The organism is Terrisporobacter glycolicus ATCC 14880 = DSM 1288 (assembly GCF_036812735.1).
Classification (GTDB): Bacteria; Bacillota; Clostridia; order Peptostreptococcales; family Peptostreptococcaceae; genus Terrisporobacter; species Terrisporobacter glycolicus.
In genome coordinates this window covers 39,590-65,358 of the sequence record NZ_CP117523.1, presented here as the reverse complement: position 1 = coordinate 65,358, position 25,769 = coordinate 39,590, and the positions used below count along the sequence as shown (strand labels likewise).

Here is a 25,769-nt window from a genome sequence, read left to right as displayed (position 1 = left end):
TAAAACTAACCTATTATAATCTTACGTTATTTTTTTTGAATTCTTCTCTAATTCTAGCTTCTATATCTTCTAAAGCTATTAATTCTTTTTCACCAGTTTCTCTTAATACAAATTCAACTTTTCCATCTACTATATCTTTACCAACTGTAATTCTCATTGGTATACCTATTAATTCTGCATCTTTGAATTTGAACCCTGGTCTTTCATCTCTATCATCTAATATAGTTTCAACACCCATAGATTCTAATTGCTTGTAGATTTTTTCTGCATTTTCTACTTGCTCTTCTTTTTTCATATTTACTGGTACAACTATAACATGATATGGTGCTACTGATAAAGGCCATTTTATACCATTTTCATCGTAGTGTTGCTCTATTATAGCTGCTGCTGTTCTTTCAACACCTATTCCATAACATCCCATTTGTATTGGATGTGATTTTCCTTCTTTGTCTACAAAGGTACAGTTCATTGCTTCAGAGTACTTAGTTCCTAATTTGAAGATGTGACCAACTTCAACACCTCTCATTATCTCTAATTCTCCACCACACTTAGTACATTTATCTCCATGTTGTACAGATCTGAAATCTCCTACTACACCTTCGAAATCTCTTCCGTAGTTAGCATTTTTTATATGATATTCAGTTTTGTTAGCACCAACTATTAAGTTAGATTGGTCTACAACCTCTTGGTCTATGAATAAATAATCAGCTTTTATTCCTATTGGTCCAGCGAATCCTGTTTCAGCACCAGTAACTGCTTTAACCATTTCTGCACTTGCCATATCCATTTCTATAACTCCACCTATAGCATTAGCAACCTTAGTATCGTTAACATCTCTGTCTCCTCTAACAACTACTGCTACAGATTTACCGTCTGCATCAAATATTAAAGTTTTAGCACATTTGCTTGCATCTGTATTCATAAAGTTTTGTAATTCTTCTATTGTTTTTACTTCTGGAGTATGAATTTCTTCTAACGCTAACATTTCTTCTTTACATGGTTCATGATTTACTGATTCAGCCTTTTCTATATTAGCTGCATAATCACATTCTTTACAGAATACTATTTCATCTTCTCCAACTTCTGATTTAACCATGAATTCTGCTGAGAAAGCTCCACCTATAGCTCCTGAATCCGCTTGAACTGGTGAATTATCAAGACCACATCTAGCAAATATTTTTGTATATGCATCAAACATGTCTTGATATGACTTGTCTAGTCCTGCTTCATCCATATCAAAACTATAAGCATCCTTCATTAAGAATGTTTTAGTTCTCATAACACCAAATCTTGGTCTTCTTTCATCTCTGTATTTTGCTTGTATTTGATATAAATTTACTGGAAGGTCTTTGTAAGATTTTACTTCTTGTCTTATTGTGTCCGTAAATACTTCTTCATGTGTTGGTCCAAGACAGTAATCTTTCCCAGTTCTATCCTGTAATCTGAACATTTCTGGTCCCATAGCTTCCCATCTACCAGATTCTTGCCATAATTCAGCAGGTATTATACCTGTACAGAATATCTCATTAGCATCTTTTGCATTCATTTCTTCTCTTATTATGTCGCTTATTTTTCTAAATACTCTTAGCCCTAATGGTAAATGATTATAAAGTCCTGAAGACATTTTTTTAATCATTCCTGATCTTAGCATTAACTGATGACTTGTTATCTCTGCATCAGCTGGAACTTCTTTTAATGTTGGTATAAACATTCTTGACATTCTCATATTAAATTACCTCCTAAAATTTATTTTTTAATATAAAGTTTGCTCTGCGCATTTTGAGCAATTAGAAATTATAATTTCTTTAAAAATATAAAAAAGCCCTTCATCTCTAAAAATAGAGACGAAAGGCTGACTTTCCGCGGTACCACTCTAATTAATCATAACAGTTTATGATTCTCTCAAAGGATGTAACGGTCCTGACCCGTAAAAACTTTTTACCGTTTTTATACTAAAAGACTGGTTCAAAAACTTCCTCTTAGGAACTCTCACCAATGTTCCCTCTCTGTAAAGATTTCATTTTTTACTATTTCTTTATTGTTGTTTTTAGTCTTACTTAAGTTGTTTCAAAATATAATAATTTAATGATATAGCATTTCATTTTTATTGTCAACTTCAACTTTTAAATAATATCATTATAATTTTTAGTGTATATTTCAAAATAATTTTATGTTTCTTATATTTTTCTATATGGAAATTATTATATCCAGTAAGTAATACTAATATACTATTTATGAAAAGTTTTTGTGCTAATTTTTTTCTATTTTGTTTACCCTTCTTACTTTTTATTCAGTAAACAAATACTTTGAGATGAAATCCCTTGTTTTTCACCGGTAAAACCAAGGCCTTCTTCCGTAGTTGCCTTCACACTTATATTTTCTATATCTGTATTTAGTACTATTGCAATATTTCTTCTCATTTGTTCTATATGTGGAGCCATCTTAGGACTTTGAGCTACTATTATACTGTCTATGTTATTTATTTCATATCCTTTTTCATTTATTAAGTCATTAACACATTTTAAAAGTTTCATACTATCTGCACCCTTATATTTTTCTTCTGTATCTGGGAAGTGCTTACCTATATCACCCAAAGCCAGTGCCCCTAGCATACCATCCATTATAGCGTGAATCAATACATCTGCATCAGAATGTCCAAGAAGTCCCTTTTCATGTGGAACATTTACTCCTCCTATGATCAAAGGTCTTCCTTCAACAAGTTTGTGTACGTCATATCCTAAACCAATTCTCATTTAAATTTTCTCCTTTTCATATTAATTTTCTCTTAAAATTTCTTCCGCTATTTTTAAATCTTCCGGGGTAGTTATCTTTATATTATTATAAGAACCCTCTACCACTTTAACATTATGTCCTAAATGCTCCATTAACATTGAATCGTCTGTTCCATAATATTTATCATGTTTAGCTTTTTCGTGAGCCTTTATAATAAGTGAGTAATCAAAAACTTGCGGAGTTTGAATTGACCATAATGTACTTCTATTTGGAGTATCACACACCTCATTATTTTTATTTACTATTTTTATAGTATCTTTAACAGGAACCCCTACTATTGCACTATTGTATTCTTTCGCACAAATTATAGATTTTTCTATAATTTCATTAGTTACAAAAGGTCTTGCTCCATCATGAATTAAAACTATTTTACATTTTTTATCTATTTGTTTTAATCCATTATATACAGAGTCTTGCCTTTCTTTTCCTCCAAGAGCAACCTTTATATTTCTATATCCATACTTATTTATAATATTTTTTTGGAAGAATTCTTCTTCATCTTCCCTAATTACTATAATTATTTCTCCAATATTTTTATTTTTATAAAATTTATCTATAGTATGGGCTATTACTTCTTTACCCCTTATTTTTAGAAATTGTTTGTTTATATCAGCCTTCATTCGACTTCCTTTTCCTGCACTAACAATAACTACACTATTCATAATCTCACCTCTTTTTATTACTCATTAATTTATTCTAATAAGTTAAAAAAGCCTTCTAGTCATAGAAGGCCTTTTATATTAATTCTTAGGTTTTCCAAATATCATTCTTCCTGCAGAAGTCTGAAGTACCGATGTAACTAATACATTTATTGTTTCACCAATATGTTTTCTTCCACCTTCTACAACTATCATTGTTCCATCATCTAGGTAAGCTATTCCTTGATTAGACTCTTTACCTTCTTTTACAACTTGAGCTACCATTTCTTCTCCTGGTATTGCAACAGGTTTAACAGCATTAGCAAGTTCATTTATGTTTAGAACTTCTACTCCTTGGAATTGAGCTACTTTATTTAGGTTATAATCATTTGTCACGACTTTTCCATTCATTACTTGAGCAAGCTTAAGAAGTTTACTATCAACTTCTGGTATATCATCAAAATCTTTTTCAGTTATTTCAACTTCTATATCTAATTCTTTTTGAATTATATTAAGTATGTCTAAACCTCTTCTCCCTCTAACTCTCTTTAAATCATCCGAAGAATCTGCAATATGTTGTAATTCATTTAAAACAAACTTAGGTATAATAAGTTTTCCTTCTACAAAACCGGTCCTGCAAATATCGGCTATTCTACCATCTATTATTACACTAGTATCTAGTACTTTTGGTGGTATTGATTTTATAGCATTATCTTTTTTACCTAACTTATCTTTTCCTAAACCTGTAGATAATCTACTTAATTTACCAATATTAAATAAATCTTCTCTACTTTTTAAAGTTATTTTTACACCTATATAACCCATAAATATGTAGATTATTATAGATAAAATTGTTTTGATTAAAGGCATTCCTGAAATTGATCCAAATAATCCACCTACTATTAAATATGCTATAACAAGACCTACTATTAATCCTACTACTCCTAATAATATATCTGTTTGTGGATATTTAGATATTTCTGTATCTAAAATTTTTACAAATCTTCTTACTTTATTGAAAAACCACGGACTTATTAGGTAGAAAAATATCCCTACTAATAGACCTGCTACTAAACTTACTAAATATACATTTTCTATTCCAAAACTAAGTTGTGGAAATATTTTAGCTAAACTTAAATATGAAGTTGTTCCTAATATAACTCCTAAAAGAGATATTAATACTCTTATTATTTTGCTTATCAAAACTTCACCCCCTATAGTGTGATTTATATGATACATCATATATGTGAATTTTTTATTAATTTTTTCTTAAAATTACATTATATTTGCATATCTAGCGATGCCATTCTTTCCATTTTTATAAGTCCATTTTTTATATAAGTTGCTCTTATTTCACCTATCCCTTCAACTTCATCTAAATCCTCAATTGAAGCCGCTTGAATACTTTTGAAGTCATCAAAATAATTAATAATATTCTCTATAATTCCACTTGGTAACCTATGAATTTTATTTAAAACTCTATATCCTTTTGGTCTAATTTCCATATCCATACTCTCAGTTATGCCAGAGTAACCTAAGATCTTTGCTACTTTTACTAAATCAAGTAATTCATCATCTGTCAAACTTTTCATTTTTCTTTGTATTTCTTTTAACTCTACATTGTCTTTTTTATAATCCATATAAATCATCATTCTATCTTTTTTTGTAGTTCCCATTAGTTCTTCTAGCTGCATTCTTACTAGTGTTCCTTCTTCTCCTAGCTCAATTACATATTTTTCAATTATATTTATTATTCTCATAACCATTTCTATTTTTTGAACTACTAGTGCTACTTCATAGATAGTAACCATATCTTTAAATTCAAATGAATTAAGATTTAAAATAGCTTGATCTAAAACTGATTTATACTTTTCTAATGTTTGTAAAGCTTGATTAGCCTTAGTAAATATCTTTGATATTTCTTCAACTACGTATTTTTGTTCTCCCCTGTATACAGTAATTATATTTCTTCTTTGAGAAATAGATATTACTATAGCACCTGTCTGTTTTGCTACCCTTTCTGCTGTTCTATGTCTAGTTCCAGTTTCTGATGTTTGTATTGAATAGTCAGGTATTAACTGTGCATTTGCCAATAATATTTTCTTTACATCATCACTTAAAACTATAGCACCGTCCATTTTAGCCAATTCATACAAATATGCTGGAGAATAGTCTGCATCTATTTTAAAACCACCATCTACGATTTCAGATATTTCATCATCACTGGCCAATACTATAAGTCCACCAGTCTTAGCTCTAAGTACATTATCAAGTCCTTGTCTAAGAGGAGTTCCTGGAGATATTTTTCTAAGTGCATGAAGTAAGTTTTTATTATCCATAATATTATCGATATTATACATTCTTATTCATCACCCCCTTAATACTAGGTTTATAGCTTGTCTTAGATTATCTACAGGTATGATTTCTATTCCTTTTGTATCTTTTACTGTAGCATAATTATTTTTGGGTATAACTATCTTTTTAAATCCTAATTTTTTGCATTCAGCTATTCTTTTTTCTATATAGCTAACAGCTCTAACTTCTCCTGTTAACCCTACTTCGCCTGTTACAACTATATCTCCATCAATAGATATATTTCTAAAACTAGAAGCTACAGATAATATTATGCCTAAATCCATTGAAGGTTCATTGATTTTTATACCTCCAACAACATTTATGTACACGTCTTGATTTTGTATTTGTAATCCTACCCTTTTTTCTAATACAGCTAATAATAAAGCTACTCTGTTGTAGTCAACTCCTGTTGCTGTCCTTTTTGCGATTCCAAAACTTGTTGGAGATACTAATGCTTGTAATTCTAAAAGCATTGGTCTTGTTCCTTCTACAGTTGATATTATCACTGATCCTGATACATCTTTAGGTTTTTCAGAAATTAGAACTTCTGATGGATTTGTTAGTTCTATTAATCCTATATCTTTCATTTCAAATACACCTAATTCATTTGTTGAACCAAATCTATTTTTTACAGCCCTAACAAGTCTATATGTATTATATCTTTCTCCTTCAAAATACAAAACTGTATCAACCATGTGCTCTAGTAATTTAGGTCCTGCTAATGAACCTTCTTTAGTCACATGTCCAACAATAAAAGTAGATATGCCCATCTTCTTAGAAATCTTCATAAATCTAGATGTTCCTTCTTTTATTTGACTTACAGTTCCTGGCGCTGAAGATATTTCTGGGCTGTATACAGTTTGTATTGAGTCTACAATTATCAAATCTGGGTTTATACTATCTAAATAGGCTTCTATTATGCTTAAATTATTTTCTGAAAAAATAAATAAGTTATCAGTATTAACACCTAATCTATGAGCCCTCATTTTTATTTGAGATTGTGATTCTTCACCAGATATATATAATACTTTTTTTCCTGCACAGGCAACATTTCTAGATACTTGCATCAATAATGTGGATTTTCCTATACCAGGGTCTCCACCTACTAAAACTAAAGAACCTTTTACAATTCCTCCACCTAGTACTCTATCTAACTCTTCTATCTCTGTAGAAAATCTTTCTTCATGTTTTATCTCTATGGAGTTTATGCTTATAGGTTTTGAATCTCCTTTGCTTATTACAAAAACTTCCCTTTGAGATTTTTTTTCTTCTATTTCTTCAACAAATGTGTTCCACTTTGTACATTCAGGACATTTTCCTAGCCATTTACTAGTTTCATATCCGCATGATTGGCATACATACTTTGTTTTAATTTTTGCCATTATTATTCACCCTTAAATGCTTTATTATTACTTTATTGTACTATATATTGTTAATATCTGCATATAATATTATTCTGATTTATGTTAAATATATCAAAAAATCTTTATTAAACCTTAAATAGAGGGAGTCTTCTCCCTCTATTTACTAAAAAATTATTTTACTTCAAAAGCCATCTTACCTTCTTTTACAGTAGCTTCAACAGTATCACCTGATTTTATTGTTCCCTGTAATATAAGTTCTGACAATTCATTTTCTAGCTCTTTCTGAATAGATCTCTTTAATGGTCTTGCTCCATATTCCAAATCAAAACCTGATTTTGCAATTAAATTTATAGCCTCTTCATCCATCTCTAGTCTTATAGTCATTTCTTCTAATCTTTCAACTAATGTCTTGCACATTAATTTTACGATTTTAGATATGTCTTCTTTATTAAGAGAATGGAACACTATTATGTCATCGATTCTATTTAAGAATTCTGGCCTAAATTGCTTTTTAAGCTCGACCATAATATTTTCTTTCATTTTTTCATATTCATCTTTTTCTTTGTCTTCCTCATTTGGACTTCCAAATCCTAATGTTTTTTGTTTTTTAATAGTTTTAGCTCCTACATTTGATGTCATTATTAATATTGTATTTTTAAAATCTACAGTTCTGCCTTTAGAATCTGTTAGTCGACCATCATCTAATATTTGTAATAAAATATTAAATACATCCGGATGAGCTTTTTCTATTTCATCAAATAATACAACTGAGTATGGATGCCTTCTAACCTTTTCTGTTAATTGACCACCTTCATCATAACCTACATAACCTGGAGGAGAACCAATTAATCTAGACACTGAGTGTTTTTCCATATACTCTGACATATCTATACGTACTATTTGATTTTCATCACCAAACTCAGCTTCTGCCAAAGCCTTGCTAAGTTCTGTTTTTCCTACTCCTGTTGGACCAAGGAATAAAAATGAACCTATAGGTCTATTCGGATCTTTTAGACCTGCTCTAGCCCTTCTAATAGCTGTAGAAATAGATTTTATTGCCTGATCTTGACCTATAACCCTTTCGTGTAATATATCTTCAAGCTTAAGCAGCCTTTCTGTTTCTTCTTCCATCATTCTATTGACTGGTATTCCTGTCCATAAGCCAACTACTTCTGCAATTACTTCTCCATCTACCATATTGGCGTATTTAGATGATTTGTTCCATCTATCTCGAATTTTTTCTAACTGCTCTTGAGCTTTTCTTTGTTCATCCCTTAATTTTGCAGCTTTCTCAAAATTTTGTCCTCTTACTGATTCTTCTTTTTCTTTTTTAATACTATTTATCTTTTCTTCTAAATCTTTTATATCTTTTGGTGGTGTATTTTCTTTTAGTCTTACCTTTGAAGCTGCTTCATCTATTAAATCTATAGCTTTATCTGGTAAAAATCTATCTGTTATATATCTTACGGACAATTCTACTGCTGCCTTAATAGATTCATCTGTTATTTTCACTTTATGATGAGCTTCATATTTATCTCTAAGGCCTTTTAATATTTCTATAGTATCTTCCTTTGTTGGCTCTTCTATTAAAACTGATTGAAATCTTCTTTCTAATCCAGAATCTTTCTCTACATGTTTTCTATACTCATCTATTGTTGTAGCTCCTATAACCTGTATTTCTCCTCTAGCTAAACAAGGTTTTAATATATTTGAAGCATCTATAGAACCTTCTCCTGTAGCTCCAGCACCTATAATTGTATGCATTTCGTCTATGAATAAAACTATATTTCCTTTTTTAACAACTTCATCTATAACTTGTTTTATTCTCTCCTCAAATTCACCTCTATATTTTGCTCCTGCTAACAGTGAGCCCATATCTAGAGTGTAAAGAACTTTATCCTTTAATGTATCTGGTACCTTTCCTTGTGATATGTCAATTGCCAAACCTTCTGCTATTGCTGTTTTTCCCACACCAGGGTCTCCAATTAGTACCGGGTTGTTTTTTGTTCTTCTACTTAAAATTTGGATTATTCTTTCTATTTCTTTTGACCTTCCTATTACAGGGTCTATTTTATCTTGTTTAGCACTCTCAGTAAGATTTCTACCATACTTATCAAGTAATTTTGATGAAGTACTTTCTGGCGTAGATGATGTTTTATTTACTACTTTGGGTTCAATCGAATAATTATCTATACCCATCATATCTATAATACTTTCAGCAATATCTCTTGAGTCTATATTTAATGATGCTAAAATTCTCATCCCAAGTCCTTCTCCTTCTTGAGCCAGCGCTAATAATATATGTTCCGTACCTATGTAATTTGTCTTAAGTTTATTAGCAAAAGCTCCTGATAGCTCTAGTATCTGCTTTGACCTAGGACTTAATGTTACATCTGTTGTAGTTGCATCATTTTTACCCTCTATTTCTATAATCTTTTTTTCTAGAATATCTTCAGTAACTCCTAATTTATTCAAAACTTTAGCTGCTATTCCATCTTTTTCTTTTAGAAGACCTAGAAGTAAATGCTCTGTTCCTACAATCTTATGTCCAAAGCTTTTTGCTGACTCCACACCTAAGTCAATTGCAGTTTTAGCTCTTTGAGTAAATCTATTGAAGTACATTTTCATCCCTCCTATTTCTTATTTCTATTAGCTAGACTAAACTCTTCTCTTAAAAAATCAGCTCTTTTGGTGTCGCTATAACAAGTCATAGGTGACATTAATCTTAAGGCTGGCTTCATACCTTTCATTAAGTTAATTATTTTTTCCATGTTGATGTCTTTAATATATTCCATCTCAATACCTAACTTAATATTAGACAAGTGCTTCATAGCTTCGTATGCAGATATAATTCTAGCATTTTGTAATATTCCTAAAGATCTATAAACCTCATCTTCTAATTCTATAGAGGCTTCCATTTTTACAATATTTCTAGATTCTTTTTCTTTTGTTACAATATCTTTTGTTAAACTTCTTAGACTTTCAATAATATTTTTTTCTGATCTTCCAATAACTGATTGATTGCTTATTTCATACATATTACCTAATATATTTGATTTTTCATTTGAAATACCTTTTATATTTGCACCTAATTTGTGTGCTATATTGGAATAAGTGTCTACTTTTCTTTGCAAAGACAGCACCGGCAAATGAACTATAATAGAAGTTTTAAGCCCTGTACCCGCATTAACTGGACAACTAGTTAGGTATCCCAACTTATCATCAAAAGCATAGTCTAGCTTACTTTCTAATATATCATCAATTTTATTTGCAATTATAAAAGCATCATCCACATTAAATTTGTCTTCGTATATCTTGATTTTTATATGATCTTCATCATTAACTATTATGCATTTTGTTTTATCTTTGTTAATGATAATTGAACCTATATCATTTGATGAAAATTTATTACTTATAATATTTCTTTCTATTAATGTATTTTTCTCTATTTGACTAATGTCATTTATATTGTATGCAATAAAGTCTTCTTGAAATAAATCTTCTGATTCTAATATTATATTGCTAATTTTATTTGCTATGACTTGAGATTCTGATTGACTTAATTTATGTGGAAAAGGATAATTAGTAATATTTCTAGATAAATCTATTTGAGTACCTATAATTATGCTATCTTCCATAATTCCCTCCTCCTATTCATTACATTCTTCCAGCTCTTTTATTTTATCTCTAATATCAGCTGCTTTTTCATATTCTTCTTGCTCCACAGCCCTATTTAAATCTTCTTTTAGAACTCTCATTTCTTTACTTGTGTATATGTGACTGTTATCTTTTTTAGGCGATTTTCCTATGTACCCTTCATATCCATATATATTTCTAAGTATAGGCTTTAACTGTTTTTCAAACACTTCGTAACATTTACTACATCCTACTTTTCCTGTTTGTCTGTATTCATCATATGTACTGTAGCAATTTGGACATATAATCTCTTTTTCTTCACAGTCCTTATCTATCGCTAATAAATTTTTATTTTTGGTATCTATTGAATCACCTTCACTTATATCAAATTTTTCCATAACATCCTTTATGGAAAATGGATCTTGTGAATTAAATTTAAATAATGGATAGTCCTTAGCACAATCATTACATAAATACATTCGTGTTTCTTGACCATTTATTATGGAGCTAATAAAAACTGACGCTGTTTTCTTATGACATTTTTGACATAACATAATATCACTCCTCTATATTAAATAATTCTTCTATAATATTTTTTAAGATTTTTGCCCTTACTATGTCATTTAATCCATGTATAGGTGAATTTAGAGATTTATCATCTATAGCACATAATATTATTTTTGATTCTCTATTATTAATTAAATTTGTATCTAATAACCACTTAACAAGTACTTTTCCTTGTATATATGTTATTTCTTTATCTATTTTTTTATGTAAGATATGTAAAATTTGTTCTTGATTTGATTTTACAATCTTATCTATTTTTACATATCCTCCTCCACCTTTTTTGCTTTGGATATCATATCCTTTTTCTCTTGAAAACCGAGTTGTCAAAACATAATTTATTTGAGATGGAGCACAATCAAACAAATTAGCAAGTTCATTTCTTTGAATTTGAACTGTATTGCTGTCTTCCATTAAATCTTTAATAAATTTTTCTATTATATCGCTAATTGAAGCCATCCGCATCACCACTTAAATAATTTTTTACTTTGACTTTCTTTGACTATTATTTAATATATATTATATACATATTTTAGTCATATAATCTAATTATTATAAACAAAACAAATTTTTATTTTATATAAAATAAAAAATAAACGGCATGATATTTTTTAATATCATGCCGCTTTCAATATATATTTTTTAATTATTAGCTACACCAATTATTTTTGATGCTAGTTGCTGAGGTACTTCACTATATTTTTCTAATTCCATTTCAAAGAATCCTCTACCTTGAGTCATAGATCTTAAATCAATTGCATATTTAAATGTTTCACTTTGAGGTGCTTCTGCATAAATTACTTGTCTACCCTTCTCATCGGGTTCCATTCCTAGTATTTTTCCTCTTCTCTTATTAATATCACCCATTACATCTCCCATATACTCTTCTGGAACAGTTATAGTTAATTTCATCACAGGTTCTAATAGAATTGGTTGAGCTTCTTCCATTCCTTTTTTAAATGCTATTGATGCTGCCATTTTAAATGCCATTTCTGATGAGTCAACGTCATGATATGATCCATCATATAATGTTGCCTTTATATTTGTAACAGGATATCCTGCAAGTATTCCTTTTTGCATAGAATCTTTTAATCCTTTTTCTACTGCAGGTATATAAGATTTTGGAACAGACCCTCCAAATATCTCTTCAGCAAATTCAAAGTCATCATTAGATCTTGTAAATTTAATTTTTACATCTCCATATTGACCATGACCACCAGATTGTTTTTTATGTTTTCCTTGAACATCAGAATCACCTTTTATAGTTTCTCTATAAGCAACTTTAATATCTTCTAAATCAACATCAACACCAAATTTTTCTTTTAATTTATTTTTAACTGTATTTATATGAAGCTCTCCTTGACCACCAACTAACGTTTGCTTGGTTTCTGGGTTTCTATACCAATGTATAGTAGGGTCTTCTTCTGATATTTTGTTTAATGAAGCTCCTATTTTGTCTTCTTCACCTTTATTTTTCGGTACTACAGAGTAATATATCTGTGGTTTTGGTAAAATAGCCTCTTCTAATAGTGAAGCATTTGCATTTTGTGCTATAGTATTTCCCGTTTGTAGAGAATTTATTTTTGTAACTATAACTATATCACCTGCATTAGCACAATCTATTTCTTCTAACTCTCCATTCTTCATTGTATATATATTAGCAATTTTTTCTTTTACATCTTTATTTATATTAATTACTTCAGTATCTTTTTTCATTTTTCCTTCAACTATCTTTATGTAAGATAATTTTCCCATAAATGGGTCCACCATTGTTTTAAATACTAAAGCTCTTAAAGGATTTTCTTTTTCAATAGCTTTTGGTTGTATATATGAACCTATAGTTTGTAGTATCTCTTGTGACCCTATATTATTTATTGTAGAGCCACATATTACAGGTATTATATCACCACTTTGTATTCCTATTATTATTCCTTTTTGTATTTCCTCTGGAGTTAATTCTTCTCCATTAAAATACTTATCTAAAACTTCATCGTCAGTTTCAGCAATATGTTCCATTAAAGCTTCTTTAACACTTGAAACTTGCTCTTTGAATTCTCCATCTAAATCGTCATCCAAGTTTTCTAATACATTATGTAATTTAACAAATTGTTTATCTTTATATATAGGGCTTATCATTGGTACTATCTTATTGTCATATTTTTCTCTTAGCATTTCTATTGCATCTTTATATCTTGCCTTTTCATTGTCTATTTTGTTTATGAACATAATCTTAGGCATGTTTTCAGTTAATTCTAGTGATTTTTCAGTTCCAACCTGTATAGGAGAAGTTGCATCTATAACTATAATAGCTGCATCACTTGCTCTTAAAGAAGAAATTACTTCACCGCTAAAATCAAAATATCCTGGTGTGTCTAATAAATTATACTTGATACCGTTGTATTCTATGGGAGCTAGTCCTATACTGTAAGTCATATTTACTTTGTCAGATAACTTAGGCATCTTTTTTGAAATATTTGTAGTGTATGCTAGAGCATCAATTAAATTAGATTTCCCACATCCACTATGTCCTAGTATTGCAACATTTCTTAAATCGTTACTATCATAGACTTTCATATTAGCACCTACCTTTTTTAATTATATAAAATTATCAAGTGTTATAAATAATTTTATACTATTTACATGTATAATATTCCCAATTATGTAAGATAAGATGAGATTACCTTATTTTGAGAGAAAATAATTTGACATTCTCTCCCTTGGATTTAAAATATATTTCTACACACATGTGTATTTTTCCTCTTTTTTATATAAAAAAACTCTAAAGTAGTTATTTACTCTACTTTAGAGTTTTTTAGTTCATTATCATTCTATTCTAATGTCATTAATAGTTGTTTATCACAAACCATTTCATTTTCTTTTACTTGTATAGATTTTATTTTTCCATTTGTTTTTGATACTATATTAGTTTCCATTTTCATAGCTTCTATAACAATTAATGGTTGATGCTCTTCTACTTCATCTCCTTCTTTAACAAGAACTTTTATTACCTTTCCAGGAATACTAGCCCCTATTTGTAAAGGATTATCCATATCAGCAGTTTCTACTTGTTTAATACTTCCTGCATAGTTATTATCTTTTATTTCTACTTCTCTATGCATTCCATTTAAATCAAATACTATTGTTCTATATCCGTTTTCTTTTACATCTCCTATATTTCTTAAACTAATAGTTAACATTTTTCCTTCTTCTATTTCCACATCACATTCTTCACCTATATCAAGACCATAGAAGAACACATCGCTTTCTAGTTTAGAAATATCATTATATCCTTGTAAATGTTTTAAATATTCTTCATATACTTTTGGATATAACTCATAGCTTAGTATGTTTCTTATATTCGATCTCATATCAAATTTTTCATTTAAATAATCTTTATCTTTATCAAAATTAGCTGCAGGTATTAATGATCCAGGTCTTACAGTAATGGCTTCTTCACCTTTTAATACTACCTCTTGTAAGTTTTTTGGTATTCCACCTTCTGGTTGACCTATCATACCTTTACAGTAGTCTACTACGGAATCTGGGAATGATAATTTTTTCCCTTCTTCAATAATATTTCCTCTATCCAATTTATTCTTTGTCATAAATATGGCTAAATCCCCTACAACTTTTGAAGATGGTGTAACTTTAATTATATCTCCAACTATTTGGTTAGCCTCTTTGTAGTTTACCTTAAGAGTATCAAAGTTATCTCCTAATCCAAAGCTATCAGCTTGGGCTTTTAGATTTGAATATTGTCCTCCTGGCATTTCATATTCATATATTTCAGCAAAAGAAGTACTCATGCCACTTTCGAATTTTTTATAAATTTGTCTTAAATCTCCGTAGTAACTTGATAGCTCTTCATATCCATATAAGTCAATATTAGTATCTCTCTCTGTATGTTTTAAAGCTTCTACTATGGCATTTAAAGATGGTTGGCTTGTTAAACCTGACATAGTTTGTAATGCAGCATCTACTATGTCTACACCTGCTTCTGCTGCCATTAAGCATGTTGCCACACCATTTCCACTTGTATCATGAGTGTGTAGGTGAATTGGTGTTTTAACATTTTCCTTTAATGACTTAATCAAAGTATGTGCGGCATATGGTTTTAAAAGGCCTGCCATATCTTTTATACAAATTATATCTACTCCTAAAGATTCTAACTCTTTAGCCATTTTTATATAGTATTCTAAGTTATACTTTGACTTATTAGGGTTTAATATGTCTCCTGTGTAACACATTGTACCTTCTACTATTTTTCCAGTTTCAAGTCCTGCTTCTATAGACAATTTCATATTTTCAACCCAGTTTAATGAATCAAATATTCTTATAATATCTATCCCTTGATAAGCAGATTCTTTTATAAAATCTACTATCACATTGTCAGGATAATTTGTATATCCCACGCCATTAGATGCTCTAAATAACATTTGGAACATTATGTCTGGTATTTCCGCTCTTAATTTTTGTAGCCTTCTCCATGGAGATTCTTTTAAGAATCTATAAGCCACATCATATGTAGCTCCTCCCCACATCTCTAGTGAAAATAAATCTTTTTGATACTCATTTGTTTCTTTAGCAACCTGTAATAAATCATAAGTTCTAAATCTTGTTGCAATAAGAGATTGATGTGCATCTCTCATGGTAGTATCTGTTAATAATAATTTCTTTTCATTTTTTATTTTTTCAATATATGCTTTCTTCCCTAGTTTTTCAAACTGAACTCTACTACCTTCTACTTTAGGCACTCTTTCAGTTATTATTCTTGGTTGATGCAATGTTTCAAACTTAGGTTTAGGTATACATTTGTTTTCATTTACTATAACATCACCTATAAATTGAAGTAATTTAGTTCCTCTATCTTTACTTTCTTTTATTTTAAATAATCTAGGATGTTCATCTATAAATTTAGTACTACATCTACCAGCTCTAAACATAGGATCTTGTAAAACATTCACTAAAAATCCAATATTAGTTTTTACTCCTCTAACCCTAAGTTCATTTATAGATCTAATCGTCTTATTAATTGCTCTTTCAAATGTTCTATCCCAAGATATAGTTTTAACTAATAAACTATCATAATATGGACTTATGCTAAATCCTGCACACCCATTTCCTCCATCTAGTCTAATTCCTGCACCAGACCCAGTTCTATATACTTGTATTTTTCCAGTATCAGGCATGAAGTTATTCTTAGGATCTTCAGTTGTAATTCTACATTGTATAGCATATCCTGTTATTGTTACATCATCTTGTGATTTTATATCAATCTCTTTACTATCTAAACTATATCCTTCTGCTACAAGAATTTGACTTTGAACAATATCTATTCCTGTAACCTCTTCTGTTACTGTATGTTCAACTTGAATTCTAGGGTTCATTTCTATGAAATAATGATTATCTTTGCTATCAACTAAAAACTCTAATGTTCCTGCACTTACATATCCTACTTCTTTAGCTATTTTAACTGCATCTGCACAAATTTCATCTCTTATTCTTTTATCTATAGAAAATGCTGGCGCATATTCAATTATTTTCTGATGTCTTCTTTGTACTGAACAATCTCTTTCATACAAATGAACTAAGTTTCCATGCTTATCTCCTAATATTTGAACCTCTATATGTTTAGGATCTTCTATATATTTTTCTATAAAAATCAAATCTGCTCCGAATGCCTTTCTTGATTCACTACATGCTGTTTCATATTCAAGTGCTAAATTTTTTTCATCATAAACTACCCTCATACCTCTACCGCCTCCGCCATTAGAGGCTTTTATCATTACTGGATATCCTACAAAGTTTGCAACTTCCTTTGCTTGTTCAACACTTTTAATTACTTTTTCTACTCCAGGTATAGTTCCTACTCCAACACTATGAGCAACTTTTTTAGAATTTATTTTGTCACCCATTCTTTCCATTATCTCGGCAGATGGACCTATAAATGCAATTCCGTTCTCTTCACATTTTCTTACAAACTCTGGATTTTCTGCTAAGAAACCATACCCCGGATGTATAGCATCTACATTTTTGGCTTTGGCAAGCTCAATAATTCCATCTATATCTAAATAAGCCTCTATCGGTCCTTTATCTTTACCTATTAAATAAGATTCATCAGCTTTCGTTCTAAATAAACTATATTTATCCTCTTTACTATATATCCCAACACTTTTAATTCCTAATTCATGGCATGCTCTAAATATTCTTATAGCAATTTCTCCTCTATTAGCTACTAGTACTTTTTTAAATTTTTTAAGCATATTATCCCCCTTTTCCATATTTAAGTTGTAATATTAAAGATTATAGTCCATAAAACTTTATTTTTGAACCCCTATGAAAGAGTTTCTTAATAATTAATACAAATTCATAAAAATAGGTAAATATATTTTGTGTTTTGGTAAATCTCTATTTCTTAATTAAGTGAAAATAGAATGTTTTTATCATACTTTTCTATAATATTCTGATTGTCATGAATATATATTCCCTTATAAAAAAATAAATCCATATTTATTTTATATTAATAAACATGGATTTATCTTACTTATTATATTAACTTATATCTTATTTCATTACTTTAAATGATAATAGTTACTAAACAATTTATATTTTGTTCTATTTATTTAGAAACTGCGAAAAGTATTTCTAATCTAACTCATTTAGTAATCTTCTAGATACATCATTTAACTTTAATTGTCCTAAGCCTATATATGCCATCGTGAATACTGTTTTAACTACGTCAGATGAATTATCCCATTTATAGGAGATAGAATTTACTAAAGAGTGCTTTGGCATAAAATCTTGCAATCTTATAGCCATTTCTTCTGATAAGCTTATATACTCTTCGAATAAATCTTCTTCACTTATTTCATCTAAATTATAATCTTGATTTAACTCTTCATTTAAAATTTTTACTGGTATGCTTAATTGGTACGCCACAACATCTTCCCTTTTTGTTCCCTTGCACATATCTCTATCTACTTTGAAATCACTATTACCTTCAATTGTTTCTCTTATTTCTTCACTGTCTACTATCTCTTCTCCAAATATAATATACATAATAACACCTTCCTTAGTTTTTATATAAAAGATCTCTATTTTTCATTCATTTTATTTTTGATTAAAACAGTAATATTTATAACTTATTTTATATATTAAAAAACCTCTAGTTAACAAACTAGAGGATAATTGGTGGGACCAACAGGGCTCGAACCTGTGACCCCCTGCTTGTAAGGCAGGTGCTCTCCCAGCTGAGCTATGGTCCCGGGATTTTTATTAATAAGTGGTGCGCCCAGAGGGACTCGAACCCCCAACCTTCTGATTCGTAGTCAGACACTCTATCCAGTTGAGCTATAGGCGCGCGTTTAAATGGAGGCGACACCCAGATTCGAACTGGGGATGAAGGAGTTGCAGTCCTCTACCTTAGCCACTTGGTCATGTCGCCCTTTTTATATTGGTGACCCATCGGAGATTCGAACTCCGGACACCTTGATTAAAAGTCAAGTGCTCTACCGACTGAGCTAATGAGTCATATGTTTTATGGGGTGGATAATGAGATTCGAACTCACGGCCTCCAGAGCCACAATCTGGCGCTCTAACCAACTGAGCTATACCCACCATAATCTAATGCACTAGTTTTTTGTTTTTTTAGTTGATGGTCGAGGTGAAGGGACTCGAACCCCCGGCCCCATGGTCCCAAACCAAGTGCGCTACCAAACTGCGCTACACCTCGAACTAAAAAAGTGGTGGACCATCAGGGACTCGAACCCCGGACCTACCGGTTATGAGCCGGGCGCTCTAACCAACTGAGCTAATGGTCCACGTTATGTGTTATTAAAGTTTAAATGGTAGCGGTAACAGGAGTCGAACCTGTGACCTTTCGGGTATGAACCGAACGCTCTAGCCAACTAAGCTATACCGCCACGTTATTTGAATATGGTGCCCAGAGGCGGAATCGAACCACCGACACGGGGATTTTCAGTCCCCTGCTCTACCGACTGAGCTATCTGGGCATCTGGCGGAGAGGGTGGGATTCGAACCCACGGTGCCGTTAAGCATCACTGGTTTTCAAGACCAGCTCCTTAAACCACTCGGACACCTCTCCTTATAGTTTCCCTATATGCTCTATCAAGCGAGCACTAAGTTGCTAATTTAATATGGCTGGGGATGCAGGACTCGAACCTACGCATGCATGAGTCAAAGTCATGTGCCTTACCGACTTGGCTAATCCCCAATATATAAGTGGTGAGCGCACAGGGATTCGAACCCCGGACACACGCCTTAGAAGGGCGTTGCTCTATCCAGCTGAGCTATGCACCCACATTATAAAAAAAGTGGTGCGGATGAAGGGAGTCGAACCCCCACGCCAATGGCGCTAGATCCTAAGTCTAGTGCGTCTGCCAATTCCGCCACATCCGCGTACTTTAAGTTGGTGGAGGATGGTGGATTCGAACCACCGAAAGCACAGCTAACAGATTTACAGTCTGCCCCCTTTGGCCACTCGGGAAATCCTCCGCATATATAAATGGAGCTGGTGATAGGAATCGAACCTACAACCTGCTGATTACAAGTCAGCTGCTCTACCGTTGAGCCACACCAGCTTAGATAAAATTAAATGGCGACCTGGAAGGGGTTCGAACCCTCGACCTCCAGCGTGACAGGCTGGCATTCTAACCAACTGAACTACCAGGCCGCGTTTGTGTTTTTATGGTGGGACCAACAGGGCTCGAACCTGTGACCCCCTGCTTGTAAGGCAGGTGCTCTCCCAGCTGAGCTATGGTCCCGGGATAAATTAAAATTGGAGCGGGTGAAGGGGATCGAACCCTCACAGCCGGCTTGGAAGGCCGGAACTCTACCATTGAGCTACACCCGCATGGTGACTCATAGGGGAATCGAACCCCTGTTACCGCCGTGAAAGGGCGGTGTCTTGACCGCTTGACCAATGAGCCATTCATATGTCATTTACTTTTTTGCGTCTACCCATTCGTCTCGCAAAATTGGTGCCGAAGACCGGAATCGAACCGGTACGAAAGTATAAGTTTCGCAGGATTTTAAGTCCTGTGCGTCTGCCAGTTCCGCCACTTCGGCACTTTCTTGGCTCCAAGGGAGGGACTCGAACCCTCAGCCTATCGGTTAACAGCCGAGTGCTCCACCGTTGAGCTACCTTGGAATATGGAGGCGACACCCAGATTCGAACTGGGGATGAAGGAGTTGCAGTCCTCTACCTTAGCCACTTGGTCATGTCGCCATATTTAGTGGTGACCCATCGGAGATTCGAACTCCGGACACCTTGATTAAAAGTCAAGTGCTCTACCGACTGAGCTAATGAGTCATATGTTTATGGGGTGGATAATGAGATTCGAACTCACGGCCTCCAGAGCCACAATCTGGCGCTCTAACCAACTGAGCTATACCCACCATAATTGATAAAAGTGGTCGAGGTGAAGGGACTCGAACCCCCGGCCCCATGGTCCCAAACCAAGTGCGCTACCAAACTGCGCTACACCTCGAACTAAAAAAGTGGTGGACCATCAGGGACTCGAACCCCAGACCTACCGGTTATGAGCCGGGCGCTCTAACCAACTGAGCTAATGGTCCACGTTATATTATTAAAATTAAAATGGTAGCGGTAACAGGAGTCGAACCTGTGACCTTTCGGGTATGAACCGAACGCTCTAGCCAACTAAGCTATACCGCCACAATATTTAAATATGGTGCCCAGAGGCGGAATCGAACCACCGACACGGGGATTTTCAGTCCCCTGCTCTACCGACTGAGCTATCTGGGCATCTGGCGGAGAGGGTGGGATTCGAACCCACGGTGCCGTTAAGCATCACTGGTTTTCAAGACCAGCTCCTTAAACCACTCGGACACCTCTCCAGGTTAATGGTGACCCATCGGAGATTCGAACTCCGGACACCTTGATTAAAAGTCAAGTGCTCTACCGACTGAGCTAATGAGTCATATTTATATGGCTGGGGATGCAGGACTCGAACCTACGCATGCATGAGTCAAAGTCATGTGCCTTACCGACTTGGCTAATCCCCAATATATAAGTGGTGAGCGCACAGGGATTCGAACCCCGGACACACGCCTTAGAAGGGCGTTGCTCTATCCAGCTGAGCTATGCACCCACATATATTGTTTGTTTTGTTGGAGCGGGAAACGAGATTCGAACTCGCGACTTCAACCTTGGCAAGGTTGCGCTCTACCACTGAACTATTCCCGCATTTTAGGTATAGTTAAAAAGTGGTGCGGATGAAGGGAGTCGAACCCCCACGCCAATGGCGCTAGATCCTAAGTCTAGTGCGTCTGCCAATTCCGCCACATCCGCATACTTCTTTTGGTGGAGGATGGTGGATTCGAACCACCGAAAGCACAGCTAACAGATTTACAGTCTGCCCCCTTTGGCCACTCGGGAAATCCTCCGTATTATGGAGCTGGTGATAGGAATCGAACCTACAACCTGCTGATTACAAGTCAGCTGCTCTACCGTTGAGCCACACCAGCATATTATTCTTAGAAGTATTATGGCGACCTGGAAGGGGTTCGAACCCTCGACCTCCAGCGTGACAGGCTGGCATTCTAACCAACTGAACTACCAGGCCGCATTTATATTTTTTTGGTGGGACCAACAGGGCTCGAACCTGTGACCCCCTGCTTGTAAGGCAGGTGCTCTCCCAGCTGAGCTATGATCCCGGGATAAATTAAAATGGAGCGGGTGAAGGGGATCGAACCCTCACAGCCGGCTTGGAAGGCCGGAACTCTACCATTGAGCTACACCCGCATGGTGACTCATAGGGGAATCGAACCCCTGTTACCGCCGTGAAAGGGCGGTGTCTTGACCGCTTGACCAATGAGCCATATATATTAAAATGGTTGCGGAGACAGGACTCGAACCTGTGACCTTCGGGTTATGAGCCCGACGAGCTGCCAACTGCTCCACTCCGCGATATTAATTTGGTGCCGAAGACCGGAATCGAACCGGTACGAAAGTATAAGTTTCGCAGGATTTTAAGTCCTGTGCGTCTGCCAGTTCCGCCACTTCGGCACTTTCTTGGCTCCAAGGGAGGGACTCGAACCCTCAGCCTATCGGTTAACAGCCGAGTGCTCCACCGTTGAGCTACCTTGGAACATTACGTGGCTACGTGCTACTCTCCCAGGAGGTCGCCCTCCAAGTACCATCGCCGCTCAAGAGCTTAACTTCTGTGTTCGGAATGGGAACAGGTGTATCCTCTTTGCTATAATAACCACATTTTTTTGCTGAACAAGTATTATAATAACATTTTTTTTAAATCTTGTCAACTTTTTTTTCATTTTTTGAAAGTTTTAGTGCTTTCAAAACTGCTAACATTTAATGTTTACATCATATTTATTGGTCAAGTCCTCGACCTATTAGTATCAGTAAGCTACATATGTTACCACACTTCCACCTCTGACCTATCAACCATGTAGTCTTCATGGGGTCTTAACCTTACGGTGGGAAATCTTATCTTGAAGTAGGCTTCGCGCTTAGATGCTTTCAGCGCTTATCCTTTCCGTACTTAGCTACCCAGCTATGCCCTTGGCAGAACAACTGGTACACCAGCGGTACGTCCATCCCGGTCCTCTCGTACTAAGGACAGGTCTCCTCAAATTTCCTACGCCTGCGACGGATAGGGACCGAACTGTCTCACGACGTTCTGAACCCAGCTCGCGTACCACTTTAATGGGCGAACAGCCCAACCCTTGGGACCTACTACAGCCCCAGGATGTGATGAGCCGACATCGAGGTGCCAAACCTCCCCGTCGATGTGGACTCTTGGGGGAGATCAGCCTGTTATCCCCAGGGTAGCTTTTATCCGTTGAGCGATGGCCCTTCCATGCGGTACCACCGGATCACTAAGTCCGACTTTCGTCCTTGCTCGACCTGTATGTCTTGCAATCAAGCTCTCTTCTGCCTTTACACTCTACGTACGATTTCCGACCGTACTGAGAGAACCTTTGAGCGCCTCCGTTACTCTTTAGGAGGCGACCGCCCCAGTCAAACTGTCCACCTGACAGTGTCCCACTACCTGATTCAAGGCAGCTGGTTAGAATCCCAGTACTACAAGGGTGGTATCCCAAGGATGGCTCCACACAGACTGACGTCCATGCTTCATAGCCTCCCACCTATCCTGTACATGTAGCACCGAGACTCAATGTCAAGCTACAGTAAAGCTCCATGGGGTCTTTCCGTCCTGTCGCAGGTAACCGGCATCTTCACCGGTATTACAATTTCACCCAGTCTGTTGTTGAGACAGTGCCCAAATCGTTACGCCTTTCGTGCGGGTCGGAACTTACCCGACAAGGAATTTCGCTACCTTAGGACCGTTATAGTTACGGCCGCCGTTTACTGGGGCTTAAGTTCACTGCTTCGGTTACCCTAACAGATCCCCTTAACCTTCCAGCACCGGGCAGGCGTCAGCTCCTATACATCGTCTTGCGACTTAGCAGAAACCTATGTTTTTGGTAAACAGTCGCTTGGGCCTATTCTCTGCGGCCATGTTTCCATGGCACCCCTTCTCCCTAAGTTACGGGGTCATTTTGCCGAGTTCCTTAACAACAGTTCTCTGGCTGGCCTTAGGATACTCTCCTCACCCACCTGTGTCGGTTTGCGGTACAGGCACCTTTAACCTCGATAGAGACTTTTCTCGACAGTGTGAAATCAGCTACTTCGCTACTAAATTTCGCTCCGCATCGTACTCCAGCATTATTCAGGCGGATTTGCCTACCTGAACTGCCTCAATACTTGCCCGCACATAACCAACAGTGCGGTTAGCTTATCCTACTGTGTCATCCCATTTCTCAAACGGTTATTGGTGGTACAGGAATATCAACCTGTTGTCCATCACCTACGCCTTTCGGCCTCGGCTTAGGTCCTGACTAACCCAGGGCGGACGAACCTTCCCCTGGAAACCTTGGGTTTACGGCCTGTGGGATTCTCACCCACATCTCGCTACTCATGCCAACATTCTCACTTCTATACAGTCCACATCTCCTTACGGTAATGCTTCAATCCATATAGAAAGCTCTCCTACCCATCATAAATGATGCCGTAGCTTCGGTAGTACGTTTTAGCCCCGGAAATTTTCGGCGCAGGATCACTCGACCAGTGAGCTATTACGCACTCTTTAAATGAGTGGCTGCTTCTAAGCCAACATCCTGGTTGTCTGTGCAATCCCACATCCTTTACCACTTAACGTACATTTAGGGACCTTAGCTGACGATCTGGGCTGTTGCCCTTTTGACTATGAATCTTATCACCCACAGTCTGACTCCCAAGCATAAGAATACGGTATTCGGAGTTTGATAGTCTTCGGTAAGTGCAATACCCCCTAGGACATTCAGTGCTCTACCCCCGTTTCTCTAAATCTTGAGGCTAGCCCTAAAGCTATTTCGGAGAGAACCAGCTATCTCCGGGCTCGATTGGAATTTCACCGCTATCCACAGGTCATCCCCGAGCTTTTCAACGCTCGTGGGTTCGGTCCTCCACGAAATTTTACTTTCGCTTCAACCTGCCCATGGATAGGTCGCCCGGTTTCGGGTCTACGTCAACTAACTATACGCCCAGTTAAGACTCGCTTTCGCTGCGGCTCCACACCTTAAGTGCTTAACCTTGCTAGGTAACGTAACTCGTTGGCCCGTTCTACAAAAAGTACGCAGTCACACAAATAATGTGCTCCTACAGCTTGTAAGTGTAGGGTTTCAGGTTCTCTTTCACTCCCCTCCCGGGGTTCTTTTCACCTTTCCCTCACGGTACTATACGCTATCGGTCACTAGGTAGTATTTAGGCTTGGAGGATGGTCCCTCCTGCTTCCCACAGGGTTTCACGTGTCCCGTGGTACTCTGGATCATATCTGAAGTCTTCTTGTTTTGACTACGTGGCTTTTACACTTTATAGCGGAGCTTTCCAACTCTCTTCGTCTACAATAGCCTCTTCGTTATGATATGTCCGCAACCCCAGTGAAGAAAACTTCACTGGTTTGGCCTGTTCCGCGTTCGCTCGCCGCTACTTACGGAATCGAATTTCTTTCTCTTCCTCCGGGTACTTAGATGTTTCAGTTCCCCGGGTTCCCCTCGCATAGCTATGTATTCACTATACGATACTTAGACATTACTCTAAGTGAGTTTCCTCATTCGGAAATCTTGGGATCACAGTTTACGTGCAACTCCCCCAAGCTTATCGCAGCTTATCGCGTCCTTCATCGGCTCCTAGTGCCAAGGCATTCGCCCTACACCCTTAATAACTTGACCAGTTATTAAATTTGATATTTTTAAAAGTTATCTTCTTTATATGATATATTTTTTAAGAAGTTTATCTTCTTCTTTATATAATGTCATATCACTAAATGTTATGCAGTTTTCAAAGTACTAAAATGCTTACTTAATAAGCACTAAT

At 35.1% G+C, this 25,769-nt stretch carries 13 protein-coding genes, 43 tRNA genes, 2 rRNA genes and 1 other annotated feature; all 58 genes read right to left on the bottom strand.

The annotated features are described in order from the left end of the window. Positions 1-13 precede the first annotated feature (13 nt). The 58 genes from TEGL_RS00480 to TEGL_RS00195 all read right to left on the bottom strand — a co-directional run bounded on the left by TEGL_RS00480 (position 14) and on the right by TEGL_RS00195 (position 25,624). On the bottom strand, positions 14-1,726 hold the full coding sequence (locus tag TEGL_RS00480) for a proline--tRNA ligase (RefSeq protein ID WP_018590465.1): 1,713 nt from the start codon (positions 1,724-1,726) through the stop codon (positions 14-16). A 111-nt stretch (positions 1,727-1,837) separates the two neighbouring features. Beyond that, positions 1,838-2,051: a binding site (T-box leader), on the bottom strand. Between the two features lie 228 nt (positions 2,052-2,279). Next, a complete protein-coding gene (ispF, locus tag TEGL_RS00475; protein WP_018590464.1) occupies positions 2,280-2,753 on the bottom strand; it encodes a 2-C-methyl-D-erythritol 2,4-cyclodiphosphate synthase in 474 nt (157 codons plus the stop codon). Positions 2,754-2,774: 21 nt separating this feature from the next. After that, on the bottom strand, positions 2,775-3,455 hold the full coding sequence (ispD, locus tag TEGL_RS00470; RefSeq protein ID WP_018590463.1) for a 2-C-methyl-D-erythritol 4-phosphate cytidylyltransferase: 681 nt from the start codon (positions 3,453-3,455) through the stop codon (positions 2,775-2,777). A gap of 78 nt (positions 3,456-3,533) precedes the next feature. Next, on the bottom strand, positions 3,534-4,634 hold the full coding sequence (locus tag TEGL_RS00465; RefSeq protein ID WP_018590462.1) for a PIN/TRAM domain-containing protein: 1,101 nt from the start codon (positions 4,632-4,634) through the stop codon (positions 3,534-3,536). Between the two features lie 77 nt (positions 4,635-4,711). Next, positions 4,712-5,782, bottom strand: a complete 1,071-nt coding sequence (gene disA / locus TEGL_RS00460; protein ID WP_026255082.1) for a DNA integrity scanning diadenylate cyclase DisA — start codon at positions 5,780-5,782, stop codon at positions 4,712-4,714. Positions 5,783-5,800: 18 nt separating this feature from the next. Then, on the bottom strand, positions 5,801-7,168 hold the full coding sequence (gene radA, locus TEGL_RS00455) for a DNA repair protein RadA (protein WP_018590460.1): 1,368 nt from the start codon (positions 7,166-7,168) through the stop codon (positions 5,801-5,803). 153 nt (positions 7,169-7,321) lie between these two features. Next, a complete protein-coding gene (locus tag TEGL_RS00450) occupies positions 7,322-9,772 on the bottom strand; it encodes an ATP-dependent Clp protease ATP-binding subunit (protein ID WP_018590459.1) in 2,451 nt (816 codons plus the stop codon). Positions 9,773-9,783: 11 nt separating this feature from the next. After that, a complete protein-coding gene (locus tag TEGL_RS00445) occupies positions 9,784-10,788 on the bottom strand; it encodes a hypothetical protein (RefSeq protein ID WP_018590458.1) in 1,005 nt (334 codons plus the stop codon). Positions 10,789-10,800: 12 nt separating this feature from the next. Continuing rightward, positions 10,801-11,340, bottom strand: coding sequence for a UvrB/UvrC motif-containing protein (locus TEGL_RS00440; protein WP_018590457.1), 540 nt, complete (start codon positions 11,338-11,340; stop codon positions 10,801-10,803). A gap of 4 nt (positions 11,341-11,344) precedes the next feature. After that, positions 11,345-11,809, bottom strand: coding sequence for a CtsR family transcriptional regulator (locus TEGL_RS00435; protein WP_018590456.1), 465 nt, complete (start codon positions 11,807-11,809; stop codon positions 11,345-11,347). A gap of 183 nt (positions 11,810-11,992) precedes the next feature. Then, a complete protein-coding gene (locus TEGL_RS00430) occupies positions 11,993-13,924 on the bottom strand; it encodes an elongation factor G (RefSeq protein ID WP_018590455.1) in 1,932 nt (643 codons plus the stop codon). A 254-nt stretch (positions 13,925-14,178) separates the two neighbouring features. Further along, entirely contained in the window at positions 14,179-17,613 is a 3,435-nt protein-coding gene (locus tag TEGL_RS00425) for a pyruvate carboxylase (RefSeq protein WP_018590454.1), read from the bottom strand. Between the two features lie 382 nt (positions 17,614-17,995). After that, positions 17,996-18,409: a hypothetical protein gene (locus TEGL_RS00420; protein ID WP_018590453.1), complete on the bottom strand. Its 414-nt coding sequence runs from the start codon at positions 18,407-18,409 to the stop codon at positions 17,996-17,998. A 130-nt stretch (positions 18,410-18,539) separates the two neighbouring features. Next, a tRNA-Val gene (locus TEGL_RS00415) sits at positions 18,540-18,615 on the bottom strand. A gap of 18 nt (positions 18,616-18,633) precedes the next feature. Continuing rightward, a tRNA-Arg gene (locus TEGL_RS00410) sits at positions 18,634-18,710 on the bottom strand. Between the two features lie 9 nt (positions 18,711-18,719). Continuing rightward, positions 18,720-18,794: transfer RNA gene (locus TEGL_RS00405), tRNA-Cys, on the bottom strand. Positions 18,795-18,804: 10 nt separating this feature from the next. Next, positions 18,805-18,880 (bottom strand) — tRNA-Lys (locus TEGL_RS00400). A 10-nt stretch (positions 18,881-18,890) separates the two neighbouring features. Continuing rightward, positions 18,891-18,967 (bottom strand) — tRNA-His (locus TEGL_RS00395). A 38-nt stretch (positions 18,968-19,005) separates the two neighbouring features. Beyond that, a tRNA-Pro gene (locus TEGL_RS00390) sits at positions 19,006-19,082 on the bottom strand. A gap of 11 nt (positions 19,083-19,093) precedes the next feature. Then, a tRNA-Ile gene (locus tag TEGL_RS00385) sits at positions 19,094-19,170 on the bottom strand. Between the two features lie 25 nt (positions 19,171-19,195). Beyond that, positions 19,196-19,272: transfer RNA gene (locus tag TEGL_RS00380), tRNA-Met, on the bottom strand. 14 nt (positions 19,273-19,286) lie between these two features. Further along, a tRNA-Phe gene (locus TEGL_RS00375) sits at positions 19,287-19,362 on the bottom strand. A 3-nt stretch (positions 19,363-19,365) separates the two neighbouring features. Continuing rightward, positions 19,366-19,454 (bottom strand) — tRNA-Ser (locus tag TEGL_RS00370). Positions 19,455-19,507: 53 nt separating this feature from the next. Then, positions 19,508-19,583: transfer RNA gene (locus tag TEGL_RS00365), tRNA-Gln, on the bottom strand. A gap of 9 nt (positions 19,584-19,592) precedes the next feature. Beyond that, positions 19,593-19,669, bottom strand: a tRNA-Arg gene (locus TEGL_RS00360). Between the two features lie 15 nt (positions 19,670-19,684). After that, positions 19,685-19,768: transfer RNA gene (locus TEGL_RS00355), tRNA-Leu, on the bottom strand. Between the two features lie 11 nt (positions 19,769-19,779). After that, positions 19,780-19,864, bottom strand: a tRNA-Tyr gene (locus TEGL_RS00350). A gap of 11 nt (positions 19,865-19,875) precedes the next feature. After that, positions 19,876-19,950 (bottom strand) — tRNA-Thr (locus TEGL_RS00345). 15 nt (positions 19,951-19,965) lie between these two features. Then, positions 19,966-20,042, bottom strand: a tRNA-Asp gene (locus TEGL_RS00340). Between the two features lie 15 nt (positions 20,043-20,057). Then, a tRNA-Val gene (locus TEGL_RS00335) sits at positions 20,058-20,133 on the bottom strand. Between the two features lie 15 nt (positions 20,134-20,148). Beyond that, a tRNA-Gly gene (locus TEGL_RS00330) sits at positions 20,149-20,222 on the bottom strand. Between the two features lies 1 nt (position 20,223). Further along, positions 20,224-20,298, bottom strand: a tRNA-Glu gene (locus TEGL_RS00325). Positions 20,299-20,347: 49 nt separating this feature from the next. After that, positions 20,348-20,437, bottom strand: a tRNA-Leu gene (locus tag TEGL_RS00320). A 7-nt stretch (positions 20,438-20,444) separates the two neighbouring features. Then, positions 20,445-20,519 (bottom strand) — tRNA-Asn (locus tag TEGL_RS00315). Between the two features lie 3 nt (positions 20,520-20,522). Continuing rightward, positions 20,523-20,597, bottom strand: a tRNA-Cys gene (locus TEGL_RS00310). Positions 20,598-20,605: 8 nt separating this feature from the next. After that, a tRNA-Lys gene (locus TEGL_RS00305) sits at positions 20,606-20,681 on the bottom strand. Between the two features lie 9 nt (positions 20,682-20,690). Then, positions 20,691-20,767 (bottom strand) — tRNA-His (locus TEGL_RS00300). 15 nt (positions 20,768-20,782) lie between these two features. Further along, a tRNA-Pro gene (locus tag TEGL_RS00295) sits at positions 20,783-20,859 on the bottom strand. An 11-nt stretch (positions 20,860-20,870) separates the two neighbouring features. Continuing rightward, a tRNA-Ile gene (locus TEGL_RS00290) sits at positions 20,871-20,947 on the bottom strand. Positions 20,948-20,970: 23 nt separating this feature from the next. Beyond that, a tRNA-Met gene (locus tag TEGL_RS00285) sits at positions 20,971-21,047 on the bottom strand. A 14-nt stretch (positions 21,048-21,061) separates the two neighbouring features. Next, a tRNA-Phe gene (locus TEGL_RS00280) sits at positions 21,062-21,137 on the bottom strand. Positions 21,138-21,140: 3 nt separating this feature from the next. Then, a tRNA-Ser gene (locus tag TEGL_RS00275) sits at positions 21,141-21,229 on the bottom strand. 7 nt (positions 21,230-21,236) lie between these two features. Then, a tRNA-Lys gene (locus TEGL_RS00270) sits at positions 21,237-21,312 on the bottom strand. A gap of 9 nt (positions 21,313-21,321) precedes the next feature. Beyond that, positions 21,322-21,397: transfer RNA gene (locus TEGL_RS00265), tRNA-Gln, on the bottom strand. 9 nt (positions 21,398-21,406) lie between these two features. Further along, positions 21,407-21,483: transfer RNA gene (locus TEGL_RS00260), tRNA-Arg, on the bottom strand. Between the two features lie 20 nt (positions 21,484-21,503). Next, a tRNA-Gly gene (locus TEGL_RS00255) sits at positions 21,504-21,578 on the bottom strand. Positions 21,579-21,599: 21 nt separating this feature from the next. Then, positions 21,600-21,683: transfer RNA gene (locus TEGL_RS00250), tRNA-Leu, on the bottom strand. A gap of 10 nt (positions 21,684-21,693) precedes the next feature. Then, positions 21,694-21,778: transfer RNA gene (locus TEGL_RS00245), tRNA-Tyr, on the bottom strand. A 6-nt stretch (positions 21,779-21,784) separates the two neighbouring features. Continuing rightward, positions 21,785-21,859: transfer RNA gene (locus TEGL_RS00240), tRNA-Thr, on the bottom strand. A gap of 21 nt (positions 21,860-21,880) precedes the next feature. Then, positions 21,881-21,957 (bottom strand) — tRNA-Asp (locus TEGL_RS00235). Positions 21,958-21,972: 15 nt separating this feature from the next. Beyond that, positions 21,973-22,048: transfer RNA gene (locus TEGL_RS00230), tRNA-Val, on the bottom strand. A 14-nt stretch (positions 22,049-22,062) separates the two neighbouring features. Further along, positions 22,063-22,136, bottom strand: a tRNA-Gly gene (locus TEGL_RS00225). Between the two features lies 1 nt (position 22,137). Continuing rightward, positions 22,138-22,212 (bottom strand) — tRNA-Glu (locus TEGL_RS00220). A 13-nt stretch (positions 22,213-22,225) separates the two neighbouring features. Beyond that, positions 22,226-22,301 (bottom strand) — tRNA-Met (locus TEGL_RS00215). A gap of 9 nt (positions 22,302-22,310) precedes the next feature. Continuing rightward, positions 22,311-22,400, bottom strand: a tRNA-Leu gene (locus TEGL_RS00210). Positions 22,401-22,407: 7 nt separating this feature from the next. Continuing rightward, positions 22,408-22,482 (bottom strand) — tRNA-Asn (locus TEGL_RS00205). 5 nt (positions 22,483-22,487) lie between these two features. Continuing rightward, positions 22,488-22,604 (bottom strand): 5S ribosomal RNA (rrf, locus tag TEGL_RS00200). 120 nt (positions 22,605-22,724) lie between these two features. Continuing rightward, positions 22,725-25,624: ribosomal RNA gene (locus TEGL_RS00195) — 23S ribosomal RNA — on the bottom strand. Positions 25,625-25,769: the final 145 nt, after the last annotated feature.